Consider the following 20823-nt stretch of genomic DNA (forward strand, 5'->3'; position numbering starts at 1 on the left):
AATGAAGCAAACACAATCAAGCCAAATTTGAATTATTACAAATTAGATAAATCATCAAAAACAGATTGATCAATAGATTCATCAACAACAAATTCAGATGTAGTTAAAAGAATGGATAAATCGCCATTTTCATCATAACCTTCTAGGGCTAATAACGCTCCTATCTCCTTATCTACCCACATTTCAAATTTTTGAGTCTTTATTTTTTCAGAATAATCACCATCTATTTCACCTGAAATTACAAAGCACTCTCTGTCTAAAACTTCATCTATTTTGTCTATATTCCATTTTTTAAAGTCTGATAAAAAACCAAAAGCAAATGCTTGTGAAAAATATTGCGTATTCGACATTGGTAATTGAGGAAGATTATTTCTATAATAATAACAGTCTTCACTCTCTTCGGGTAAATATTTGATTCTTTTCTTTGAGTCAACTAAGGATACAAAATCCAATTTCTTGCTTGACTCAATATCAACCGGCAATTTCTCATAAATATTATTCTCATTTTCGGATTTTATCTCTTTCGCAGAAATATTAATTCGATCATTTATAATTCTTTCTTCAATAGATTTATTTTGAATGCTATTTATGCTTTTGGTTTTTTGCTTCTGTATATCAGCGTCAACTTTTATATTTTCTGCATCACCATTTACATTGGCAGAGTACTTTCCATCAAATGAGCAACTTGATATTAATTCCCCATTTTCGTTATATATCAATTCTTTTGATTTCGGATTTTCACCCTGCTGAATACAATATGTGGAATAATATGAGTAACCTGTCGAAGGAATATGATAGTAGGTAGCCTGTAATGAGTTAAAATAATCAATTGAATTCAACATTCTATCATAAATATAAGATTTGTTCGTTTCACTATTAATACTGTCACTACTTCTAACATTAGATATGCTATTAACTCTATTGATACTCGTTGATATGTTCAACTTTATATCAGTTCTCCTATCGTCCTCACTAAAACCATTAGCTTCATAAACTTGTTCGATTATATTCTCTGCTGTTGCTGAATGTGTTACAACTGTCCTTTCTGCTTCTATTAGTTTTTCTGTGTTAGCCTCAATATCATTTAAACTATCTACACTAGCTGATGCAACATAGACTATACAGCCAATAATTAGAGTAAATACAAATATAATTGATATTATAATCTTTTTCATTAGTAACCCTCCCAGTTTATTTCGTTGAAACATATTTTGTATATGTATATAACATTAATATTTTTCTTAACGCTTCAGATAAAAATAATTCTTGTTGTGGCTCTAAAACAAAGCAACTCCATTTGATGCCATATTTTGAAATATATTTTTTATAAATAGATTTTAACATTTTACTTGTTAAACAAACATCGCCATAGACTTTATCTTCATGTGCATATTGAATATCATCTATAACATAATAAAGTTTTTTATCTGTATCATATCCGGTAATTATAAACCAATGCGGCCAATCCTTTTCCATGTACTGTTCGGAATAAAACAATGATATTAGATTTCCGCCCAAAACAGTCACATAACCCTTGTTAATATAATTCTGAATATTTTTTGAAAAGTTATTTTTATGAATGTGCTTAATCTCTAAGTTTAATAGTCTTTTGCTTAGTTCAATTATTTTTTCACGAGAATCCACACTGATTTGTAAGAAGTAAAACTGGTATATTTTTGACAAAATAATAAATAAATCACCATAATATCCATTTTTATGATTTAGTTGATTAGCAACAGCCCTTTCAAAACAAGATACTTTATCTAACGAATATTTAATTGTGCTATCTAAGGAAATTCTTTTTTTCATACAGCTGCCCTCAAAACTTATTACAATTAATTATTAATTTTTATGGCAACTAATATGTCACAACATTGCCCATAATTCACTTTCGGTAAAATATTTTCTGTGTCAAATGTTAACTAGAAAACTCTCGAATAACACTTATATTTTTGTCTGCTATAGTTACTATTATTTATAAACTACAAATACAAACTATCTATGCGTTCAACAAAAAAACAAATTCAATTATCGTTCTCTTTTTATAAAAAATATATCATATATTGTTTCTTATTACTAGATGACATTTGTCATTATTTTTCATACTTAATGCAAAAAGACTCATTTTCACAAAATGAAAATGAGCCCAAATCTATATTTAATAATCTATTTATGACCAACTATATATAATCATTTTTCACTGCATAAACTGCAAGCTGAGTTCTGTCTCTTAGTTTTAATTTAAGAAGCAATGCAGAAATATTATTCCTCACTGTTCCCTCTGATAAAAACATAGTTTTAGCAATTTCTTTGTTGCTAAGTCCTTTTGCCACATTGACAAGCAATTCGGTTTCTCTGTTTGTAAGTTTTACTGCGTGAGTATTATTTTTAACAATTTTTTCTTTCAAGCTGTCAAAAACAGTTTTTCCAAAAACATTTATGTCGAGCATCGTGCTTTTTATAGCATTAACTATTTTTGTTTCATCAACATCTTTGAGCACATATCCGTCCGCTCCGCTTGTCAATGCTTTGCTTACTGTGGCTTTATCGTCAAATGTGGTTAATACAAGCACTTTAATATTCGGAAAGTCCTGCTTTATTTTATAAGTAGCACTTGAGCCGTCACAATAAGGCATTTGCATATCCATAAGTACAATGTCGGGCTTTTCTGTTTTGCATAAATCATATGCCGAATTTCCGTTATTTGCAAGACCGCATACTTTTATATCTTTGTCCTGTTCAATAATTATCTTTAAACCGTTTCTGAAAATTTCATCATCGTCTGCAATTATAACATTAATCATAATTTATCACCTCCACGGGAATATATGCCTTTACGGAAAATCCGTTACCGGGTAATGAAGAAAACTCAATATTTCCGCCGATAGAATTAATCTTTTCTTTCATTCCTTTAAGTCCGAAATCAGGAACAATTTTATCACAGCCTGTACCGTCGTCAATTATATAAAGTCTGATACAATCCTCTGAAAATTTAAGTATAACTTCAATTTTGTTTGCATTTCCGTGTCTGATTGAATTGGTGACAGCCTCACGAACAACGCTGAAAATTGTGTCGGATGCAAAACCGTGATATGATTTTTCTTCGCCCATTTCAGTAAATTCAATACAGCTGTTTCCTAAATTGTAATTACATATAAAATCTTGTATTCTGGCAGAAATGCTTGATTTTGTATCTGTTTTAATGCTGACAACGCATTTTCTTACATCATTAAGTAATAATTCGGAGGCTTGCAAAGCCTTTTTTGTATTTTCATTAGAATTGTTTTTGTCAATCAGCGACAGCTTTAGCAATGTCATAATTGAAACAAGGCTGTGACCGACAGAATCGTGAAGTTCCTGCGCAATCCTTGTCTGTTCTTTTTCAACGGCAAGTCGCTTTTCTATTACATTCATCTTAGCAAGCTGTGTATTTGCTTTTGTAAGTTCTTGATTTTTTTCTGACAGTTTTTTATTCAGCATAAAATATGTACTTACATCATAAAAAACAAATATTTCGGATACGGTTCTTTTTTCGTTGCAAACGGGCATTTTGCTGATTTCAAAGTATTTGTTTTCCGAAACGGAAACATCTAATGAACCTGAGTTTTTATTCAGTAAATCGCTGAATTTTGAAATATCGCTGTTTGTGATTTCCGCAATACGCATAAATGCTGTAATACAATCTTTATGTAAAATACTGTCATCAAGATTAAAGGCTTTTTTTACTGCGTCATTAATATAGGTAATTTTATGTTTTTGATTTGTAACAATTATTCCTTCGTTTATTGAGCTCATAAGATATTTTACGGTAAGCGGGGGAATGGTAATAAATTCGTATTTATAAACAGCTAAAAATATCAGTAAAGAAGTTATTGAAAAAGATACAGGAGTAAAATCATATCTTATTGAAAAAACATCAAGCAAAGAAATTAAGTTGAAAGTAATGGGAATTATTGCCGAAAGCGAAATCAAAAGTATCTGTGGGAAATTCTCTTTAAAAGATTTAATATTTTTTCCTACCATTAAACAAACGGATATTATCAGCAACAAGTAATTATATGCAACCGTTATGTAAAATCCGTTTCCGCCGATTACTTCGTTGCTCTGATAACTTTTAAAAAATAAATGAAAAATAGGATCTGTGATTTTTAGTAAAAATAGAATTGTTGACGGAAGAAATACGGCTGATTTAAAAATTTTACTTTTTACTGTAGTGGCTTTTGTGTAATGCAAAGCAAAAATCAAAAACACAGTTCCTATAGTGCATACGGAGAAGTAGCCGATATTGCTGAGAATTATTTTTACCGAAAGGTTTGTGGTGAAAATGTCAAAAATATGGCATACTATCCAGTTTATAATTAAAATCTGACAGGCGGTAAAATATCGTGACATCTTTTGACTGTATGAATTTTGTATAAATACAACGGTACTTATAATCGTTAGGCTTAAAGAAACAAGGTTTAAACCAAGGGTAAGTAATGTGTCCATAATAACTCCCTGATACTCTGTAATTTTTTAAATTATAACACGCATAAAATTGAATGGCAACAAGAATTAACCGAATAAAAACAAGCGACAGCATAAACTAACTGTCGCTTAAAAATTTGATTTATATTATGAATATCGATATTAATCAATAAATTTGATTCTTACACAATATTAAAAATCCCAGTCGGGAACATATTTACGGTCGGCAGAGTCAAGTTCTTGTGTAAATCCGTCAAAGCCGAGCATCATATAGTAATCTTTTACTTTCTGATATTCCCGCCTTGTAATTTTACGGTTAATCTTTTCATATTTATTAGCGTTGCCCATGGGGATATACTGCCCCATAAGGCTGACAAGAATCTGATTGCCATAGTTTTTCTTGAGAATATCAAGAACTTCCATACTGTTCTTTGTGTGTGACGGAAGAATAAGATGTCTTACTATTATGCCTTTCTGCATCATCTGTCGGTCATCAAACTGTGGAAACCCAACCTGAAACAGCATTTCTTTAATTGCTACAGTTGCAGTTTCTACATAGTTTGGTGCGAGTGAATACTTAAGTGCAAGCTCATTATTGCTGTATTTGAAATCAGGAAGATAGATGTCAACTATTCCGTCAAGCATATTTAAGATTTTAGGACTTGTATAACCACTGCAATTATACACAATCGGAATTTTCGGTTTGTAAATTTCAAAACTTTTTACAACTGCAGGCGCAAAATGATCTGCTGTAACAAGATTGATGTTATGAACATTCTGCTCTTCAAGTCGTTTATAACAGTCGGCAAGCTCCTGCGGTGTAATTTTTCTGCCTCTGTGTAAAGAAGAAATTTCGTAATTTTGGCAATAAACACAACCGAGAGTACAACCGCTGAAAAAAATTGTACCGCTGCCGTTTGCTCCGCTGATGCAAGGCTCTTCGCCAAAATGAGGTGCAACTCTCGCTATTACAGGATTTGTTCCCATTCGGCAAAAGCCGCCGCCGCTTGATTCACTTCTTTGTGCATTGCATTTTCTTGGACATAAATTACATATCACTGATATCACCCTAATAAGTTATGATATAAGTATAGCACATCTGCAAGAAAATAGCTATATTAATATGTTTTGAAATCAGTTAAAAAATCTTCTACTATATCGTCAATGTGACATTCCTCAATATCAAGTGAATTGCAAAGAATAACAAGTTTCTTTATCTCCTCCGCATTATCGGACAGATTGGCATATTGCCTGACAGTTCGCTCTTTGTCAATTACATCAATACCGTAGGTAATATTAGCATTGTTAGAATAAGTATTAATTCTGAACAGTAACATAAAATAAAAGTAACCTTTCTTTGTGATTACTAATCACCCTTAAGCAAGATAATACATCGTTTTACGATAAAAGTCAAGGCAAATACGCACAAAAGTATAGGTATATATTTATCTTTGTATATTTTAACAAAATACAATTTTGTTTTTTATGTAGATTTATTGTAAATTTTTTGTCATTTTTCAGATACAGAAATAAACAAAAAAGTATAGATTTGTAACCACAAAAAATATCATTGACGATTATTATAGTTAAAATGCTATACAAATTTGTTAATTACATAAATAATATTCGGAACAAATGTTTGAAATGTGTTGACTTAGTGAACGCTGTCATATATAATTAAATCAGTTCTGTATTTATTGTTGCTGTGCCGTGTTAAATGCAACGATATTTCTTGCGTATAGAACAAGAAAATACTTATTTCCGTTAAATCTGTGTTTTCGGCTGATATGCAGCTTATTACTGATTTTGAAATCCTTTGTGCAACCGTATAAAAATTATTCGATTGCCGAATTTCGTGTCTGTTCATGGGATTTTACAATCAAATGGAGATGACAAATTTGGAAAATATGATTACAGTAAAAAATCTTCGCAAGGAATTTAAGAAAACTATTAAGGAACCGGGAATTAAAGGCAGTATAAAGTCCTTTTTTAACCCAAAATCTGAAATCGTAGAGGCTGTAAAGGATATTTCGTTTACGGCTGAAAAAGGCGAAATACTCGGTTTTATCGGACCTAACGGAGCGGGAAAGTCAACTGTAATAAAAATGCTTACGGGTATTCTTACTCCAACCTCGGGTACTTGCGTTATTAACGGACAGAACCCGCAGGATAACAGGAAAAAATATGTAAAAGAAATCGGTGTGGTATTCGGACAACGCACCCAGCTTTGGTGGGATTTACCGCTTACGGAAACTTATACGGTATTAAAAGAAATTTACGAGGTTGACGACGCTTCGTTTAAAAAGCGAATGGAGTTTTTTAACGAGGTACTCGATTTACAGGATTTTATAAAAAGTCCTGTTCGTACATTATCGCTCGGTCAGCGAATGAGAGCCGATATTGCGGCATCACTGTTGCACAATCCAAAGGTGCTTTTTCTTGACGAGCCGACAATCGGACTTGATGTGGTAGTAAAGGATAACATACGCAAGGCTATTGAAAAAATCAATGCCGAAGAGCATACAACGGTAATTCTTACCACTCATGACCTTGAGGACATTGAGCTGCTTGCAAAAAGAATTGTTATGATAGACAAGGGCAGTAAAGTATTTGACGGCAAGATTACCGAATTAAAAGAAAAGTTCGGACAAATGAGAGAGCTTGCTTTTGTATCCGAAAACCCGAATGTGCTTGAAATGCTTGATTATGCGAACAGTCTTAACCTTACAGGCGATGACCTTGTTGCTGAAAATGACGGCAGTTCTTATAAGATAAGATTTAATTCTTCAGTTGTACCAGTCGGCGATATGCTTTCTTACACACTTTCAAAAGTAAATGTTAAGGACATAAGCGTAAAAGACGCCGATATTGAGGAAATTATCCGTCGCCTTTACAAAAAGGAGGTGGAGGTTGATGCTTAAAAAACTAAGAATGTATCTGCCGTTTGTAAACGCAGGGCTTCAAGAGGCATCTACCTACCGTGCTAACTGGCTTTTTTACATACTTGGTGATGTAATCGGCTGTTTTGTGTCTTTCTTTGTATGGGAGGCAGTGTTTATTTCAAACGGCGGAGAGTCTTTTATGGAATTTGATAAGGGAGATATGATTGTGTATATTTTCCTTACATTTCTTACAGGTCAGATTATAGGCAGCGGTGGTACTTATGACATAGGACAGGAGATTAAAGACGGCACTATCGCTATGAGAATGATAAAGCCGATAAGTTATAATTCAACTTTCCTTTTTCAGGAGCTTGGCAATAAGCTTATGGAAATTGGCATAATTTTTATTCCGCTGGTGGCAGGCGTTGAAATTTACCGTTTTTTCCTTACAGGCTCATTGCAGTTTGATATTGCACAATTTTTGCTTTATTTAGTCTGTTGTGTGTTTGCTTATCTTATTAACTTTTTCTTTAATATCAGTTTTGGTTTTACAGCATTTGTATTTAAAAATCTTTGGGGCTCAAATCTGCTAAAAAATTGTATAGTCGGCTTTTTATCGGGCAGTACGATTCCGCTTGCATTTTTCCCCGAAGTTTTCAGAAATGTTCTTTCTGTACTCCCTTTCGCCTCGCTTTCATACACACCTGTTATGATATATATGGGTATGTATACAGGTTGGGATATAGTTTTTTATCTCGGTTTGCAGATATTTTGGTGCATCGCATTCTGGGGTATGTCAAAACTTATATGGAAAGCGGTTGTAAAGCACCTCTGTGTACAGGGAGGTTGATGTTATGAAAGAATTAAGAAGAGCTATGAAAATGCACCGTATTTTTATTGTTCAGGAACTTAAAAGAATGATGGAATACAAAGGTGACTTTCTTACAAGTGTAATCGGCTTTTTGATAGTACAGGTATTTAATATTCTTTTTCTGAATATTATTTTCAGTCAAATTCCAAATCTTAAGGGCTGGAGTTTCTATGAAATTCTGTTTATTTACGGTTTTTCACTTATCCCTAAGGGAATAGATCATATGTTTTTTGATAACCTTTGGGCAATGGGGCATTGGCTTGTGAGAAAAGGAGATTTTGACAAGTACCTTACTCGTCCGATTAATCCTATGTTTCATGTGATGGCAGAGAAATTTCAGGTTGACGCATTTGGCGAGCTTGTAGTCGGCATAGGACTTATAGTTACAGCTGTGCCTCATATTGCGATTGAATGGAGTTTTTTGAGGGTGTTGCTTACGCTTATCGCAATGTTTTTTGCCTCGTTTATTTATACGGGAATAAAAATTGGTACTGCTGCAATTTCTTTCTGGACCAAGCGCAGCGGAAACATTACATATATGTTCTATATGATGAATGATTTTGTAAAATATCCGGTTGACATCTACAATAATTTTATCCGTAATCTTATAACATATATAATTCCGTTTGCATTCACTTCTTATTTTCCTGCCATGTATTTTATGACAGGAGAAAATCCACTCTTAAACATCGGACTGACTGTTTTTGTTTCCGTTATCGTTATGGCGATTGGTATAGTTATTTGGAATATAGGCATAAAAAATTACGAATCGGCAGGCAGTTGATTTTAACTTATTTTGTCGTAAAAAATCTGATTTTGACTGATTTTTTGGACAGAAAACAATTTTGTTAATTATACACAATAAGCACAGTAAAACTTTGGTTTAATGTGCTTATTTATTTTCTGTAAAAGAAATTAAAACTTTGCAAAATTTGCTAAAATCTAATTACTGATACATAAAGTAAATTGAAAAAAGGAGAGAAAGAAATGTTTTTAAAAAGAACGCTTGCAGTTTTACTTAGCGCTACAATGCTCTTTGGTATGACATCGTTGTCAACAACAGCGGCAACCACAGATACAGAAGCAGTGTCGGCAGGTAATTACTACAATGCAAGTTATCTTGAAAATTATGCAAGCAATGCTTACAACGAACAGAATCTCGGTGCAAACTACAGCAAAAGCTCAACAGAGTTTAAGGTATGGTCACCGGAGGCATCTGCCGTAAAGGTTAAACTCTATGCAACAGGTTCCGATTCCGAATCAGGTGCAGCTGTTCTCGGCACTTATAACCTTAAAAAGAACAGCTCTACAGGTATGTGGTCGGTTACTGTAAACGGTGACCTTAAGAACACATACTATACTTATCTTGTTACCGTAAACGGTACAACAAATGAAACACAGGATGTTTATTCAAAAGCAACAGGTGTAAACGGTAACCGTTCAATGGTTGTTGACCTTGATTCAACAGATCCTGACGGTTGGGACAGCGATAACCATGTTCTTTTCAACAATGCACAGGAGGCAGTTGTATGGGAAGTTCATGTTCGTGACTTCTCAATTTCGGACACTTCGGGCGTCAGTGATGACAATAAAGGTAAATACCTCGCATTTACCGAGGGCGGCACAAAGATTAATTCGGATACAAGCGCAAGCTCTGTATCAACTGCTGCAGATTATCTTGTAAAGTCGGGTATTAACTGCGTTCAGCTAATGCCTGTATATGATTTCGGTTCTGTCGATGAAACAATCACAGGTTCGTCAACAAACAGAAACTGGGGTTATGACCCTGTAAACTACAATGTTCCCGAGGGTTCATATTCTTCTAACCCATATGACGGTAATGTTAGAATCACTGAATTTAAGCAGATGATTCAGGCACTTCATGACAGAGGTATTTCCGTTGTAATGGATGTTGTTTACAACCATACATATGTAACAGAGGGTTCGTGTTTTACAGATACAGTTCCTAACTACTATTACAGAAAAACAAGTTCAAGCGTTTATTCAAACGGTTCGGGCTGCGGTAACGAAACTGCATCCGATAAACTTATGTACAGAAAGTATATGATCGACTCAATTCTTTATTGGGCAAGCGAGTACCACATTGACGGTTTCCGTTTTGACCTTATGGGAATTCACGACATTGCAACTATGAATCAGATTCGTTCAAGTCTTGATAACCTTTATTCGGACGGTTCGGGTAAGAAGATTCTTATGTACGGTGAGCCTTGGACAGGCGGTTCAACCGCAATCAGCGACGGTTGTTTTCAGAGCAAAGCTTCTCAGCTTGATGCAAGAGTAGGTATGTTCTGCGACTCATACCGTGATGCTATTAAGGGTGGTACAAACGATGCATCAACCGGTTTTATTCAGGGTAATAATGGTAAAACTTACACAGTTGTAAACGGTGTAAAGGGTCAGTGCTTCGGTGCAAAAGCTCCTTCACAGACAATTGCTTATGCCGATGCCCACGATAACCTTATTATGTGGGATAAGATGGTGCTTAGTAACGGCAGTAAGGATTGGAACTCTACTTCCTCTTCGCTTACAGATCAGATGAAAGCCACAATGGGACTTCTCATGACTTCACAGGGCATAGTATTTATGACAGCAGGTTCGGAATTCTGCCGTACAAAGCAGGGCGACCACAACAGTTATAAATCAGCCGATTCAATCAATGCCATTGATTGGACTCGTTTAAAGACATATTCTGAAACAGCCGATTATTATAAGGGCCTTCTTAAAATCAGAGAGAATTACACACCGCTCAAGGGAGGTAACTTCTCAACTCCTACATTCCAGTCATCATACGGCAATGTTGTTGCTTATACATATTCCAATAACACAGCCGGCGAGTGGGGCAAGGTTTGCGTACTCGTAAACAGCGGTACACAGGCTTGCACAATCGATCTTGACGACAGTGGCTGGACAGTTGTTGCAAACGGCACAAAGGCAGGGCTTGAAAGTCTTGGCACAGTTTCGGGCAAATCATATTCTATCCCTGCAAGAAGTACTTGCGTACTTGTTCAGTCATCTACATTCGGTAATCTTCAGAATGCAGAGCCTACATACGGTACACTTAATGTAAACCATGTTGATGAAAACGGCAATGTTTTAAAGAGCACATCAGCTACTTATAAGACAGGTACAACATACCGTGCTTTACCTGATACAACACTTCTTTATGACTATAATCTTGTTAATACAACAGGCACAACAACAGGTAAAGTTGAAAGCGGCAAGACATACACTGTAACATTTACATACAAATCTTCAGGTATTTCCTCAGGTTACCTTACAGTAAACTATGTAAATGCAAACGGCACAAAGGTTAAAGACTCTGTTAAGAACAAAATGAGAAGCGGAGATGAATACTCTGTAAGTCCTGCAACAATTCAGGGTTATCAGCTTGATACAGATAGTTTCCCTGCAAACACAAGCGGTACTTTCTCAGGTACTGACACAACTATTACATTTAAGTACAAAAAGCTTAATTCTACAAGCACAGTAGTTCACTACAAAAAACCGTCAAGCTGGTCAGATGTTCGTTGCTATTCATATACAGACGATGGCAAAAATCCGACAGGCGAATGGAATACCGCTACAGTAATGACAAGCGAGGGCGACGGTTGGTACAAATGTACAGTTCCTGCATCAGCTTGCTATGTAATGTTCCACCCAACTTCAAATATCGCTCAGGAGCCGGGTCAGGGTGCAAGCGGTTATGCCGCATCCGGCGAAGTATGGATTAATAACGGCGCTATCACATTTGCCGCTACAGTAATTACAAGCCATATTGATATTGCAACAGGCAAAAAGATTGCCTCTGATGTTGTAAGCGAGAAAACAAAGGTTACTTCAAGCGACACATACACAACTTCTGCAGTTGCAGGTAAAAATGTAATTACTCCTTTAAATGCAACAGGCAATTATTCCTCAGGCGTAATCAATGTTGTATATCTTTACGATTCAGGTGAAGTTCCTACAACAGCACCGACTACACAACCTACCACAGCACAGCCGTCAACATCTGCAACAGAAATTCCTACAACACCGTCTGATAAAGTATTGATAGGCGATGTTGATACAGACGGCAACATTTCAATCAATGATGTATCTGTTATACAGTTATTTATCAGTGAGCAGTCAACATTGACAGATAAACAGCTTATTGCGGCAGATGCAAATGATGACGGCAGTGTTGATGTAATTGACGCTACATTTGTTCAGATGTACTTGGTTCATAATATTGCAGACGGCAGTTTAGTAGGTCAGTATAAGTATATTGTACAGCCTACACAGCCAACAACACAAGCAAGTACAGCGGCACCGACAACACAGCCAACTACAGCACAGCCTACAACTGCAGAACCGACAACAGAGCCTACAACAACTCCAAGCGATACATACACAGTAACATTTGCAAACTCACTTAACTGGGAAGGTACAATTTACTGTTATTATTGGACAAGCGGCAGTCAGGGTGAAGTTGCTTGGCCTGGCACAAAAATGAATTTCGTAGAGAATAATGACCACGGTCAGGCAGTTTATACATTGACTGTTCCGACTTCTTGCGACAGCGTAATCTTTACTAACGGTTCTTCACAGACTGTTGATATTAACACAGGTTCAAAAGACACCAATTACTATGCTAAAACAACAAAGACAGATAAAGGCTATAATGTAGGTACTTGGTGATAATTAAGATATTAATTAAATATTCGATAGTCACGCAGCGGTCCCTCCGATATTTTCGGAGGGATTGCTTTTGGCTTTTTATCGAAAAATTGGAATAAATTATGGTTTAGCGGAGTGTCGGTCGGGCGTTGAAATTTAGCTAACGCTAAATTATCCTCCTAAAAAGCAAAAAAGTTTACTCAATTTTTTCAAAAATTGCGGGTTTGGGCAGCGCCCATAAAATCTTCCGATACAACAATTTATCAGGCGCAAACAGCCACGCTGTTTGCGTGCTTGCACATAGTTTGAAAAACAGGCGACAGCCATTAAAAAACTATATTTTATTAATGAAATAACGAATTCCTTTCTTGGTGCTATCGCACTTTTAAAGGCTAACGCCGTTGTGTTCAAGCCGCCAAACAGCAAGCTGTTTGGCTATCGTCAGATTGCATAAACGGAAAGTATTTGTGGGCTTTGCCCACACCCACGACCTTTGAAAAGGTCGACCAAACTTTTATAATTGCTTGATAAAGCAATCAGCTAAACCCTAATTCACCTCAAAATTTAATAAAACTCTCTAAGCAAAAAGCCTGTTCAGTGAAAACCGAACAGGCTTAATTTACATCTATTAAATATTAATAATCAGCAAGAAGTTCCTTAAATGCTTCCTTAACAATGTTAAGTCCCTTTAAGAGAAGTTCGTCCTCAATTACAAGAGCAGGCATAATTTTCAATACGCTGCCATTTCTGCCGGCTACCTCGCAAATAAGATTCTTTGTAAAGCAAAGGTCAGAAAGTTTAGATGCAAGAGCAGAATCAATCTTTGAGCAGTCAATACCCCACATAAGTCCGATACCTCTAAGCTCAAGTTTATCGTTAAGCGGAAGAATTTCCTTTTCAACAAAGTTCTTTACAATATCACCCTTACGCTTTGTTTCAGCCTCTACATTGTTTTCGAGAAGATACTCAATAGCAGCCTTACCTGCAACAAATGAAAGCTGATTGCCTCTGAATGTGCCGTTATGCTCTCCCGGCTTCCATACATCAATTTCAGGCTTATGAAGTACAATTGACATTGGCATACCGATACCGCCGATTGATTTTGACATTACAACAATGTCAGGCTGAATACCTGCACGCTCAAACGAGAAGAATGAGCCGCTGCGGCAGCAACCAATCTGAATATCATCAACAATCATAAGAATATCGTTCTTTGTACAGAACTCCCTTACAGCCTTTAAGAACTCAACATCAAATACTCTGATGCCACCCTCTGCCTGTACGGTTTCCATAATAACAGCCGCAGGCTTATCTGTTGCAGAATGGTCGTCATCAATGAGCATCTGCATATACTTAACTACATCAAGACCCTCTACCATATAAGGAGCAGGAATGTGTGTACAATCTGTAAGAGATGCAATAGCGCCGTTTCTCGCAAACATTTCTGATGTTGCGGAAAGTGCACCGAGTGTCATACCGTGGAAACAACCCATAAATGCAAAGATGTTTCTTCTGCCTGTATACTTTCTTGCAAGCTTTAATGCAGCCTCAACAGCGTTTGTACCTGTCGGGCCCGGGAACTGAATTCTGTAGTCAAATCCTCTTGGCTCAAGAATCTTTGTTTCAAGTGTTTCAATAAATTCACGCTTTGGAACTGTGTACATATCAAGTGCGTGAATAATTCCGTCTGTTGAAAAATACTCAAGAGTCTTTGCTTTGATGTATTCATTGTTATGACCGTAGTTTACCGCACCTGCACCACAGAAAAAGTCTATATATTCGTTGCCCTCTTCATCTTTGATGATTGAACCCTTTGCAGTTGTAAAAACTGTCGGGAAGTGTCGGCAGTAAGAGCGTACTGATGACTCGTATTTTTCAAATGCTTCTGTTTTCATAAAATGCTGTTCCTTTCCTCTTTGCTGCATTTAAGCAATCAATTTGTTTTCCCTATACCTTTTTAGAAATCCTCTTAAAGCGCCGTTCATTATGTTTTCTATCTGCTGCGGATCATCAGGCAAAAGAATTATTGCCTGCGAATCCGATGCAAATACATAACCGTCACTGCCGGAGGAATTTTTTAACCTTTTCATTTCCAACGGCGGATTATCCGCAAAAGCCCTTGCAAAAACACTTGGGCTGTCGCTTTCTCCGCCTATATCTAAGCCACCCGTAACAAAAACTATGTCGTTTGTTTTGAGTGAACTTACAACGAGCTCTCCGAGAGTTTTGCAGTTTGCAGCAAATTTTGCCTCATCTGCAATTAAATCAAGCTCCGAAAAGCTCTTTCTTAACGACCTTTCGCAAAGTGATGTTTTGCGAGCGGCGTAAAAAATCAGTTCACCTGTCATTCTGCCGCTACCTCCTCTGCAGGAGCATCGGTAGCCTGCTGTTTTAATACAGGCTCAAAGTTAGGTGCGATTGTCATATCGCTGTAAACCTTGCTGAAATCAAGCTGCCAGCCTTTAAATACATAGTCGTAATAATCATCGCTCGGCTTTACGGGATCAGCCGGTGCTTTTGCCGACTTTCCTACTTCAACTTTCTGTTCGCTGATTTGTGTTCCGTCATAGTTAATAAACTTGACTGTTACATAAACCTTAGCCTTAGTTGTAGGTTGAGCGGTTGTTGGCTGTTGTGTCGGTTTTACTGTATTGCCTTGTGCATCTGTTGTAGCAGGTGCGGTAGTTGCCTCAACCACTTTCTGATCCTTAAAGTCATAATCGCCGCTGTACCAGTCAATCTGACCTGCTTCATATGCAGTACAGAAATCTGTTACCTTTGGACGTGTACCGCCGTTTCTGTCATAGTAAACCTGTGGCCATACTGCATTATTATTTGCAGATGCCTGTGAAACATCAACCTTTGCCGATTCGCCGTTCCTTACCTTTCTTGCAACAATTACTGTTCTGAAATCCGTATATTCATACGAACAGGTTGAAAGTGTGATAAGGCTGTCGTCTTCGTTAACATCAACAGGGCAATTCACCATTGAACGAACTCTGACATTATAAACATAGTTCATAAAATCCTTATCGTTTTGGAATGAACCTATCATATAGTTAAAGAATTCGCCGTGACTTGACAATGTGTTTGTCTTGAACACGGAAATTATCTTGTATGTCGCATTTTCTTCGGGAGTGTTAAATGTAATTGTCGGAGCTTTTTTGTAGAAATCCATATCTATGGAGTATCTGCCGTATTTGAGCATCCCCGCAAACATTGTACCGTCATTCATATGATGACCGTGCATAATAACATTTTTGCTCTTTGTGCTCTCGGTACTTCGATAGTCTATGAATACACTGCCCCAATCATCAGGATTGCCTCTGTAATCTCGGTAAAGATAATACTGAGAAGAACGGCTGTCACCCTCGTGATACAGCACAGGATAGTCGATTCCGGTATCGTTAATCTGTATCCAACCGACAATTTCCTTATTAATATCTTTGAGTTTTGCCCAATCCACTTTTTCTTCTTCTGACGGTTTTTTATCTCCGCCCTGCGAAGTATTATCATCAGTTGTATTATGGTAAATCATCTGAATATCATTCATTTTTTCTTTATTCTGATAACTCAGGTAAACCATATTGTAAAACAGCATTGAAAGAGCGCCGACAAACACAACAAGTGAAACAATTGCAACGGATTTTCGCGCAATTTCCTTACCGCTGTCGCCACGCATCGGAATAAATCGGTATTTCAGTCCTTTTTTGGGAGGAACATACTCAACCTTACTGAATCCACCGGGATACTCCGCCTCGTTATTTTCAAACACTTCAACAGTTTTTTGAGCCGCCGCCAAAATCATATCGTCGATATTGTTCAGCGAATATTTTTTCTGTGGCAATGCTGTGACTTTCATACCCTTGTACATAAAGCAAAAGCCTTTGCAGCCGTTTCCTAAATCGCCGAGATTAAATATCTTGGATTTCTTTCTGTACAGCTTAAAACTGTCTTTTATCTCCTGCACTCTTTCGTCTGATAATTTCAATTTTTCAGCATTTTTCAGTGCTTTTGTGCGCTTTTTCCAATAGTCTTTCGGAGCTTTGGGTTTTTCGGCTTTTTCCGCCTGTGCAACTACCTCTGAAAAATGTTTTTTAAAGCTGTCCGCACCTTTATCCGAAAGTGCGTTTGCTAAAATTACAACAGAAGGCTTTTCATTATTATCCGCACATTTGTCAAGAGCGGAAATAATTTTTTTGCTTTTAAAGTCGACAGGTGTTATATAGGTAAGCGTAAAACCGTTTTCGGCAAGTTTGTCCGAAAGTTCGCCGCTGTCTAATGCAGGGGTATCGTTTTGGTTTACCAATAAAATTTCAATATCCACGCAGGTCCATCCTTTCGTGTCACAGTAATTTTTGTTTTGGTATATATGTTATTCGTCTTTTGCTGAAATCTCTGTTACCTTGAGATTTGCAAGAGCCTCTTCAATCATCGGTTCAAAATTTGCTTTTTCCTGTGCCTCTTTTACATACTTCAAAACAGGTCTTGTTCTCGGGTGCTTTGGAGTAAATACCGTACAGCAATCCTCGTAAGGCTCGATTGAAATATCATAAGTGTCGATTTTATATGAAATGTCAATAATCTCCTGCTTATCCATACCGATAAGAGGTCTGAACACAAGCAAGTCTGCCGCATCATCTGTACAGCTTAAAGCACCTATAGTCTGACTTGCAACCTGACCCAAGCTCTCGCCTGTAATAAGCGCCGTGCAATCGTTATCCGCTGCAATTCTTGAAGAAATCTGCATCATAAGTCTGCGCATAATGATTGTAAACAATTCTTCCGGACATTCATTTTTTATAGTTTTCTGAATCTTTGTAAAAGGAACTGTGTACATTGTCATTTTGCCTGCATAACGGCTTACTCGTCTTAAAAGTCTTACTACCTTATCTTCTGCTCTTTTGCTTGTGTAAGGCGGACTTGCAAAGTGAACGGCTGTAAGTTTCAAACCTCTTTTTGCCATCATATATGCGGCAACAGGAGAATCAATACCGCCGCTTATAAGAATAGCAGCATTGCCGCTTGTACCTACAGGAATACCGCCCGCACCTTTATGCGCCGCACCGTGAACATAAGCGCCAAAATCACGAACCTCTACATTTACGATAAGATCCGGATTATGAACATCAACGCTAAGATGTGGGAATTTATCAAGAATAACTCCGCCGAGTTCTGCGCATATTTCGGGCGACTTATACGGAAAGCGTTTGTCACTTCTTCTTGCCTCAACCTTAAAGGTTTTCACAGCCTTTAACTCTTTTTCAAGATAAACAGGTGCGGTAGCAATAATTGATTCAAGTGTTTTTTCTTCGCAGATTGCCGCTCTCGAATATGACACAATGCCGAATACTCTTGAAATTTTCAGACAAGCCTCGTCAAGGTCAATATCGTCCGAAAGCGGTTTTACATATATAATTGATTGAGCGGATTTTATTTCAAAACTGCCCAAATGTGAAATTGCGTGTCTGATATTCTTTTTGAGAACATCCTCAAATGTACGACGGTTAAGACCCTTAAGTACAATTTCGCCGTCTTTTAAAAGTATGATTTCTTTCATTAATTCTTTACCTTTCAGTTTATCTGTGAACAAGAACTTTTAATCCCTGCGCAAGCGTTGTGCACAGTGCGTCAACATCTTCTTTTGTATTCAGCTTTGAAAAGCTTACACGCAATGCGCTGTCTGCTCTGTAACTTCCGTATCCCATTGAGCTTAACACATAACTCGGTGCGCCCTTTGCACAAGCACTGCCCGAGGAAACATAAATTTCGTATTCCTCAAGGAAATGGAGCATAGTTTCACTTCTAACCTTGCCCGCCGAAAAATTCAGAACATACGGCAAAGCGTTCTGCGGTGAATTTATAACCACTCCGTCTATTTTTGTAAGCTGATTTTTTGCGTATTCGCAAAGTTCGGCAACTTTTTCGTAATTCTTTTCTATTGCAAATTCATTACAGGCAACTCCGAATGCCGCAATCAACGGCAACGGTTCTGTACCCGGGCGGATTTTCTTTTCCTGTTCGCCGCCGTAAGTCCTCGGTACAAGTCGCACACCTTTTTTTATATATATTGCGCCGCATCCCTTTGGAGAATGTACTTTGTGAGCCGACACGCTTACAAGGTCTGCACCGAGTTTTTTAGGATTAACGGCTATTTTGCCGAAAGCCTGAACTGCGTCTGTATGGCAGATAATATCCGATTTTTTTCCCTTTACCGCATCAAAAATCTCTGCAACAGGCATAATAGCACCCGTTTCGTTATTTACATACATAACAGAAACAAGAACTGTATTGTCGTTTACTTCCGCAAGAATATCCTCGGTATGCACAACTCCGTCTTGTCTTGGGCTTACATATGCAATCTCAAAGCCCTCTTGCTCAAGTCTTTTGCAAGACTCCATAATACTGCTGTGCTCAACGGAAGTCGTAACAATCTTAGTACCTCTGCGTTTTTTTGCATATGCAGTGCCGAAAAGAGCAAGGTTATTTGCCTCCGTACCGCCGCTTGTAAAGATGATTTCTTCGGTTTGGGCAAAAAGCTGCTTAGCAACCGCCTTTCTCGCCTTTTCAAGCTCCTGTTCCGCAAGCATTCCTCTGTAATGAAGTGAAGATGGGTTTGCGTAATTTTCCGTCATCATCTCAAACGCTTTTTTAGCCGCCGCAAGCGATGCAACGGTTGTTGCGCTGTTATCAAGATAATGCTCCACGATACTCCACCTCACAATACATAAATATACATTTAACATTATACATCATATTTCATCAAAAATAAACTGTTATTTTACATAAACTAATCTTACATAAGAACAAATTTTTAACACATAATATTAGTACATTTAATCAGCAAGTTATAAACGAAACGGAGTTAATGTATATATGATTTCACCAAAAGAATACAATAAAATTGTGACGAAAAATTCACCGAAAAGTAAACTTTTTGTGAACTGCATAAAAGCCTTTTTAATAGGCGGAACAATATGCACAATCGGGCAGGGATTTACGGATTTATACGCAATGCTCGGTGCGGCAGAAAAAGACAGTAAAACATTGTGTTCCGTAACGCTGATATTCATAGGCATTTTACTGACGGCAATTGGCGTGTATGACAAAATAGCAAAACACGGAGGAGCAGGAACTCTTGTACCGATAACAGGTTTTGCCAATGCAGTATCTTCACCTGCAATTGAATTTAAGTCAGAGGGATATATAGCGGGACTCGGTGCTAAATTATTTATAATTGCAGGTCCGGTAATAGTATACGGAGTTTCTGCATCAATAATTTACGGATTTGTTCTCTGGATTTTGAGTTTGTTCGGAGTACGGCTGTTTTAGCAAAAATTATGGTTTAGCTGATTGCTTTATCAAGCAATTATAAAAGGTTGGTCGACCTTTTCAAAGGTCGTGGGTGTGGGCAAAGCCCACAAATACTTTCCGTTTACGCAATCTAACGATAGCCGAACAGCTCGCTGTTTGGCGGCTTGAACACAACGGCGTTAGCCTTTAAAAATGCGATAGCAACAAGAAAAGAAATTCGTTATTTCATTAATAAAATATATTTTTTTAATGGCTGTCGCCTGTTTTAACAAACTTAGTTTTAGCACGCAAACAGCGTGGCTGTTTGCGCCCGAAGAATTGTAGTATCGGAAAATTTTATGGGCGCTGCCCAAACCCGCAATTTTTGAAAAAATTGAGTAAACCTTTTTGCTTTTTGGGAGGATAATTTAGCGTTAGCTAATTTTCAATGCCCGACCGACACTCCGCTAAACCATAATTTTAAATTTAAACACAACAAAACCGCTCAATGACACAAATGACCCGACCCCCAAAAGTTAGACCTAAAAAATCTAATTTTGGAGGTCGGTATTTTTATGTCAAAATACAGTTATGAATTCAAGAAGAAGGTAGTAATGGACTACATAAATGGAA

Annotated in this window: 16 protein-coding genes; 5 read left to right on the plus strand and 11 right to left on the minus strand. The window is 37.1% G+C overall.

The window, feature by feature from the left end; all coding sequences use genetic code 11:
- Nucleotides 1-35: 35 nt before the first annotated feature.
- The 6 genes from I2E21_RS07410 to I2E21_RS07435 all read right to left on the minus strand — a co-directional run bounded on the left by I2E21_RS07410 (nt 36) and on the right by I2E21_RS07435 (nt 5804).
- A complete protein-coding gene (locus I2E21_RS07410) occupies nt 36-1175 on the minus strand; it encodes a hypothetical protein (protein ID WP_195410885.1) in 1140 nt (379 codons plus the stop codon).
- A gap of 16 nt (nt 1176-1191) precedes the next feature.
- Entirely contained in the window at nt 1192-1809 is a 618-nt protein-coding gene (locus I2E21_RS07415) for a BtrH N-terminal domain-containing protein (protein WP_195410886.1), read from the minus strand.
- 371 nt (nt 1810-2180) lie between these two features.
- Nucleotides 2181-2804 (minus strand): response regulator transcription factor, encoded by a 624-nt coding sequence (locus I2E21_RS07420; protein ID WP_195410887.1) that lies wholly within the window; start codon nt 2802-2804, stop codon nt 2181-2183.
- On the minus strand, nt 2797-4488 hold the full coding sequence (locus tag I2E21_RS07425) for a histidine kinase N-terminal 7TM domain-containing protein (protein ID WP_195410888.1): 1692 nt from the start codon (nt 4486-4488) through the stop codon (nt 2797-2799). The genes I2E21_RS07420 and I2E21_RS07425 overlap by 8 nt, the downstream gene beginning before the upstream one ends.
- Nucleotides 4489-4659: 171 nt before the next feature.
- Nucleotides 4660-5526, minus strand: a complete 867-nt coding sequence (locus tag I2E21_RS07430) for a radical SAM protein (protein ID WP_195410889.1) — start codon at nt 5524-5526, stop codon at nt 4660-4662.
- A gap of 59 nt (nt 5527-5585) precedes the next feature.
- Nucleotides 5586-5804, minus strand: a complete 219-nt coding sequence (locus I2E21_RS07435; protein WP_117705419.1) for a DUF6514 family protein — start codon at nt 5802-5804, stop codon at nt 5586-5588.
- A 570-nt stretch (nt 5805-6374) separates the two neighbouring features.
- Here I2E21_RS07435 and I2E21_RS07440 point away from each other — a divergent pair.
- The 4 genes from I2E21_RS07440 to pulA all read left to right on the plus strand — a co-directional run bounded on the left by I2E21_RS07440 (nt 6375) and on the right by pulA (nt 12918).
- Complete coding sequence (locus I2E21_RS07440; RefSeq protein ID WP_195410897.1) at nt 6375-7388, plus strand: ATP-binding cassette domain-containing protein; 1014 nt, start codon at nt 6375-6377, stop codon at nt 7386-7388.
- Nucleotides 7381-8199: an ABC-2 family transporter protein gene (locus tag I2E21_RS07445; protein ID WP_022233948.1), complete on the plus strand. Its 819-nt coding sequence runs from the start codon at nt 7381-7383 to the stop codon at nt 8197-8199. The genes I2E21_RS07440 and I2E21_RS07445 overlap by 8 nt, the downstream gene beginning before the upstream one ends.
- 4 nt (nt 8200-8203) lie before the next feature.
- Nucleotides 8204-9004 carry an ABC-2 family transporter protein gene (locus I2E21_RS07450; protein ID WP_195410890.1) on the plus strand — a complete coding sequence of 267 codons (801 nt, stop codon included), beginning with the start codon at nt 8204-8206 and terminating at the stop codon, nt 9002-9004.
- Between the two features lie 203 nt (nt 9005-9207).
- Nucleotides 9208-12918: a type I pullulanase gene (pulA, locus tag I2E21_RS07455; protein ID WP_195410891.1), complete on the plus strand. Its 3711-nt coding sequence runs from the start codon at nt 9208-9210 to the stop codon at nt 12916-12918.
- Between the two features lie 614 nt (nt 12919-13532).
- Here pulA and I2E21_RS07460 read toward each other — a convergent pair.
- Genes I2E21_RS07460 through I2E21_RS07480 form a run of 5 tightly spaced genes read right to left on the minus strand, consistent with a single transcriptional unit; the run spans nt 13533 to nt 19604 of the window.
- Complete coding sequence (locus I2E21_RS07460) at nt 13533-14792, minus strand: aspartate aminotransferase family protein (RefSeq protein WP_022234013.1); 1260 nt, start codon at nt 14790-14792, stop codon at nt 13533-13535.
- Nucleotides 14793-14822: 30 nt separating this feature from the next.
- Complete coding sequence (locus tag I2E21_RS07465) at nt 14823-15245, minus strand: hypothetical protein (protein ID WP_022234012.1); 423 nt, start codon at nt 15243-15245, stop codon at nt 14823-14825.
- A complete protein-coding gene (gene srtB / locus I2E21_RS12290) occupies nt 15242-17224 on the minus strand; it encodes a class B sortase (RefSeq protein ID WP_195410892.1) in 1983 nt (660 codons plus the stop codon). Before srtB ends, I2E21_RS07465 begins: the two co-directional genes overlap by 4 nt.
- A 48-nt stretch (nt 17225-17272) precedes the next feature.
- Nucleotides 17273-18457 (minus strand): tRNA uracil 4-sulfurtransferase ThiI, encoded by a 1185-nt coding sequence (gene thiI, locus I2E21_RS07475; protein ID WP_022234010.1) that lies wholly within the window; start codon nt 18455-18457, stop codon nt 17273-17275.
- A gap of 19 nt (nt 18458-18476) precedes the next feature.
- Nucleotides 18477-19604, minus strand: coding sequence for a cysteine desulfurase family protein (locus tag I2E21_RS07480; protein ID WP_195410893.1), 1128 nt, complete (start codon nt 19602-19604; stop codon nt 18477-18479).
- 169 nt (nt 19605-19773) lie between these two features.
- On the opposite strand from I2E21_RS07480, the gene spoVAC reads away from it, so the two are divergent.
- Nucleotides 19774-20229, plus strand: coding sequence for a stage V sporulation protein AC (spoVAC, locus tag I2E21_RS07485; RefSeq protein WP_195410894.1), 456 nt, complete (start codon nt 19774-19776; stop codon nt 20227-20229).
- Nucleotides 20230-20823: the final 594 nt, after the last annotated feature.

Origin of the sequence: Ruminococcus sp. BSD2780120874_150323_B10, assembly GCF_015553695.1 — a bacterium.
GTDB lineage: Bacteria > Bacillota > Clostridia > Oscillospirales > Acutalibacteraceae > Ruminococcoides > Ruminococcoides intestinale_A.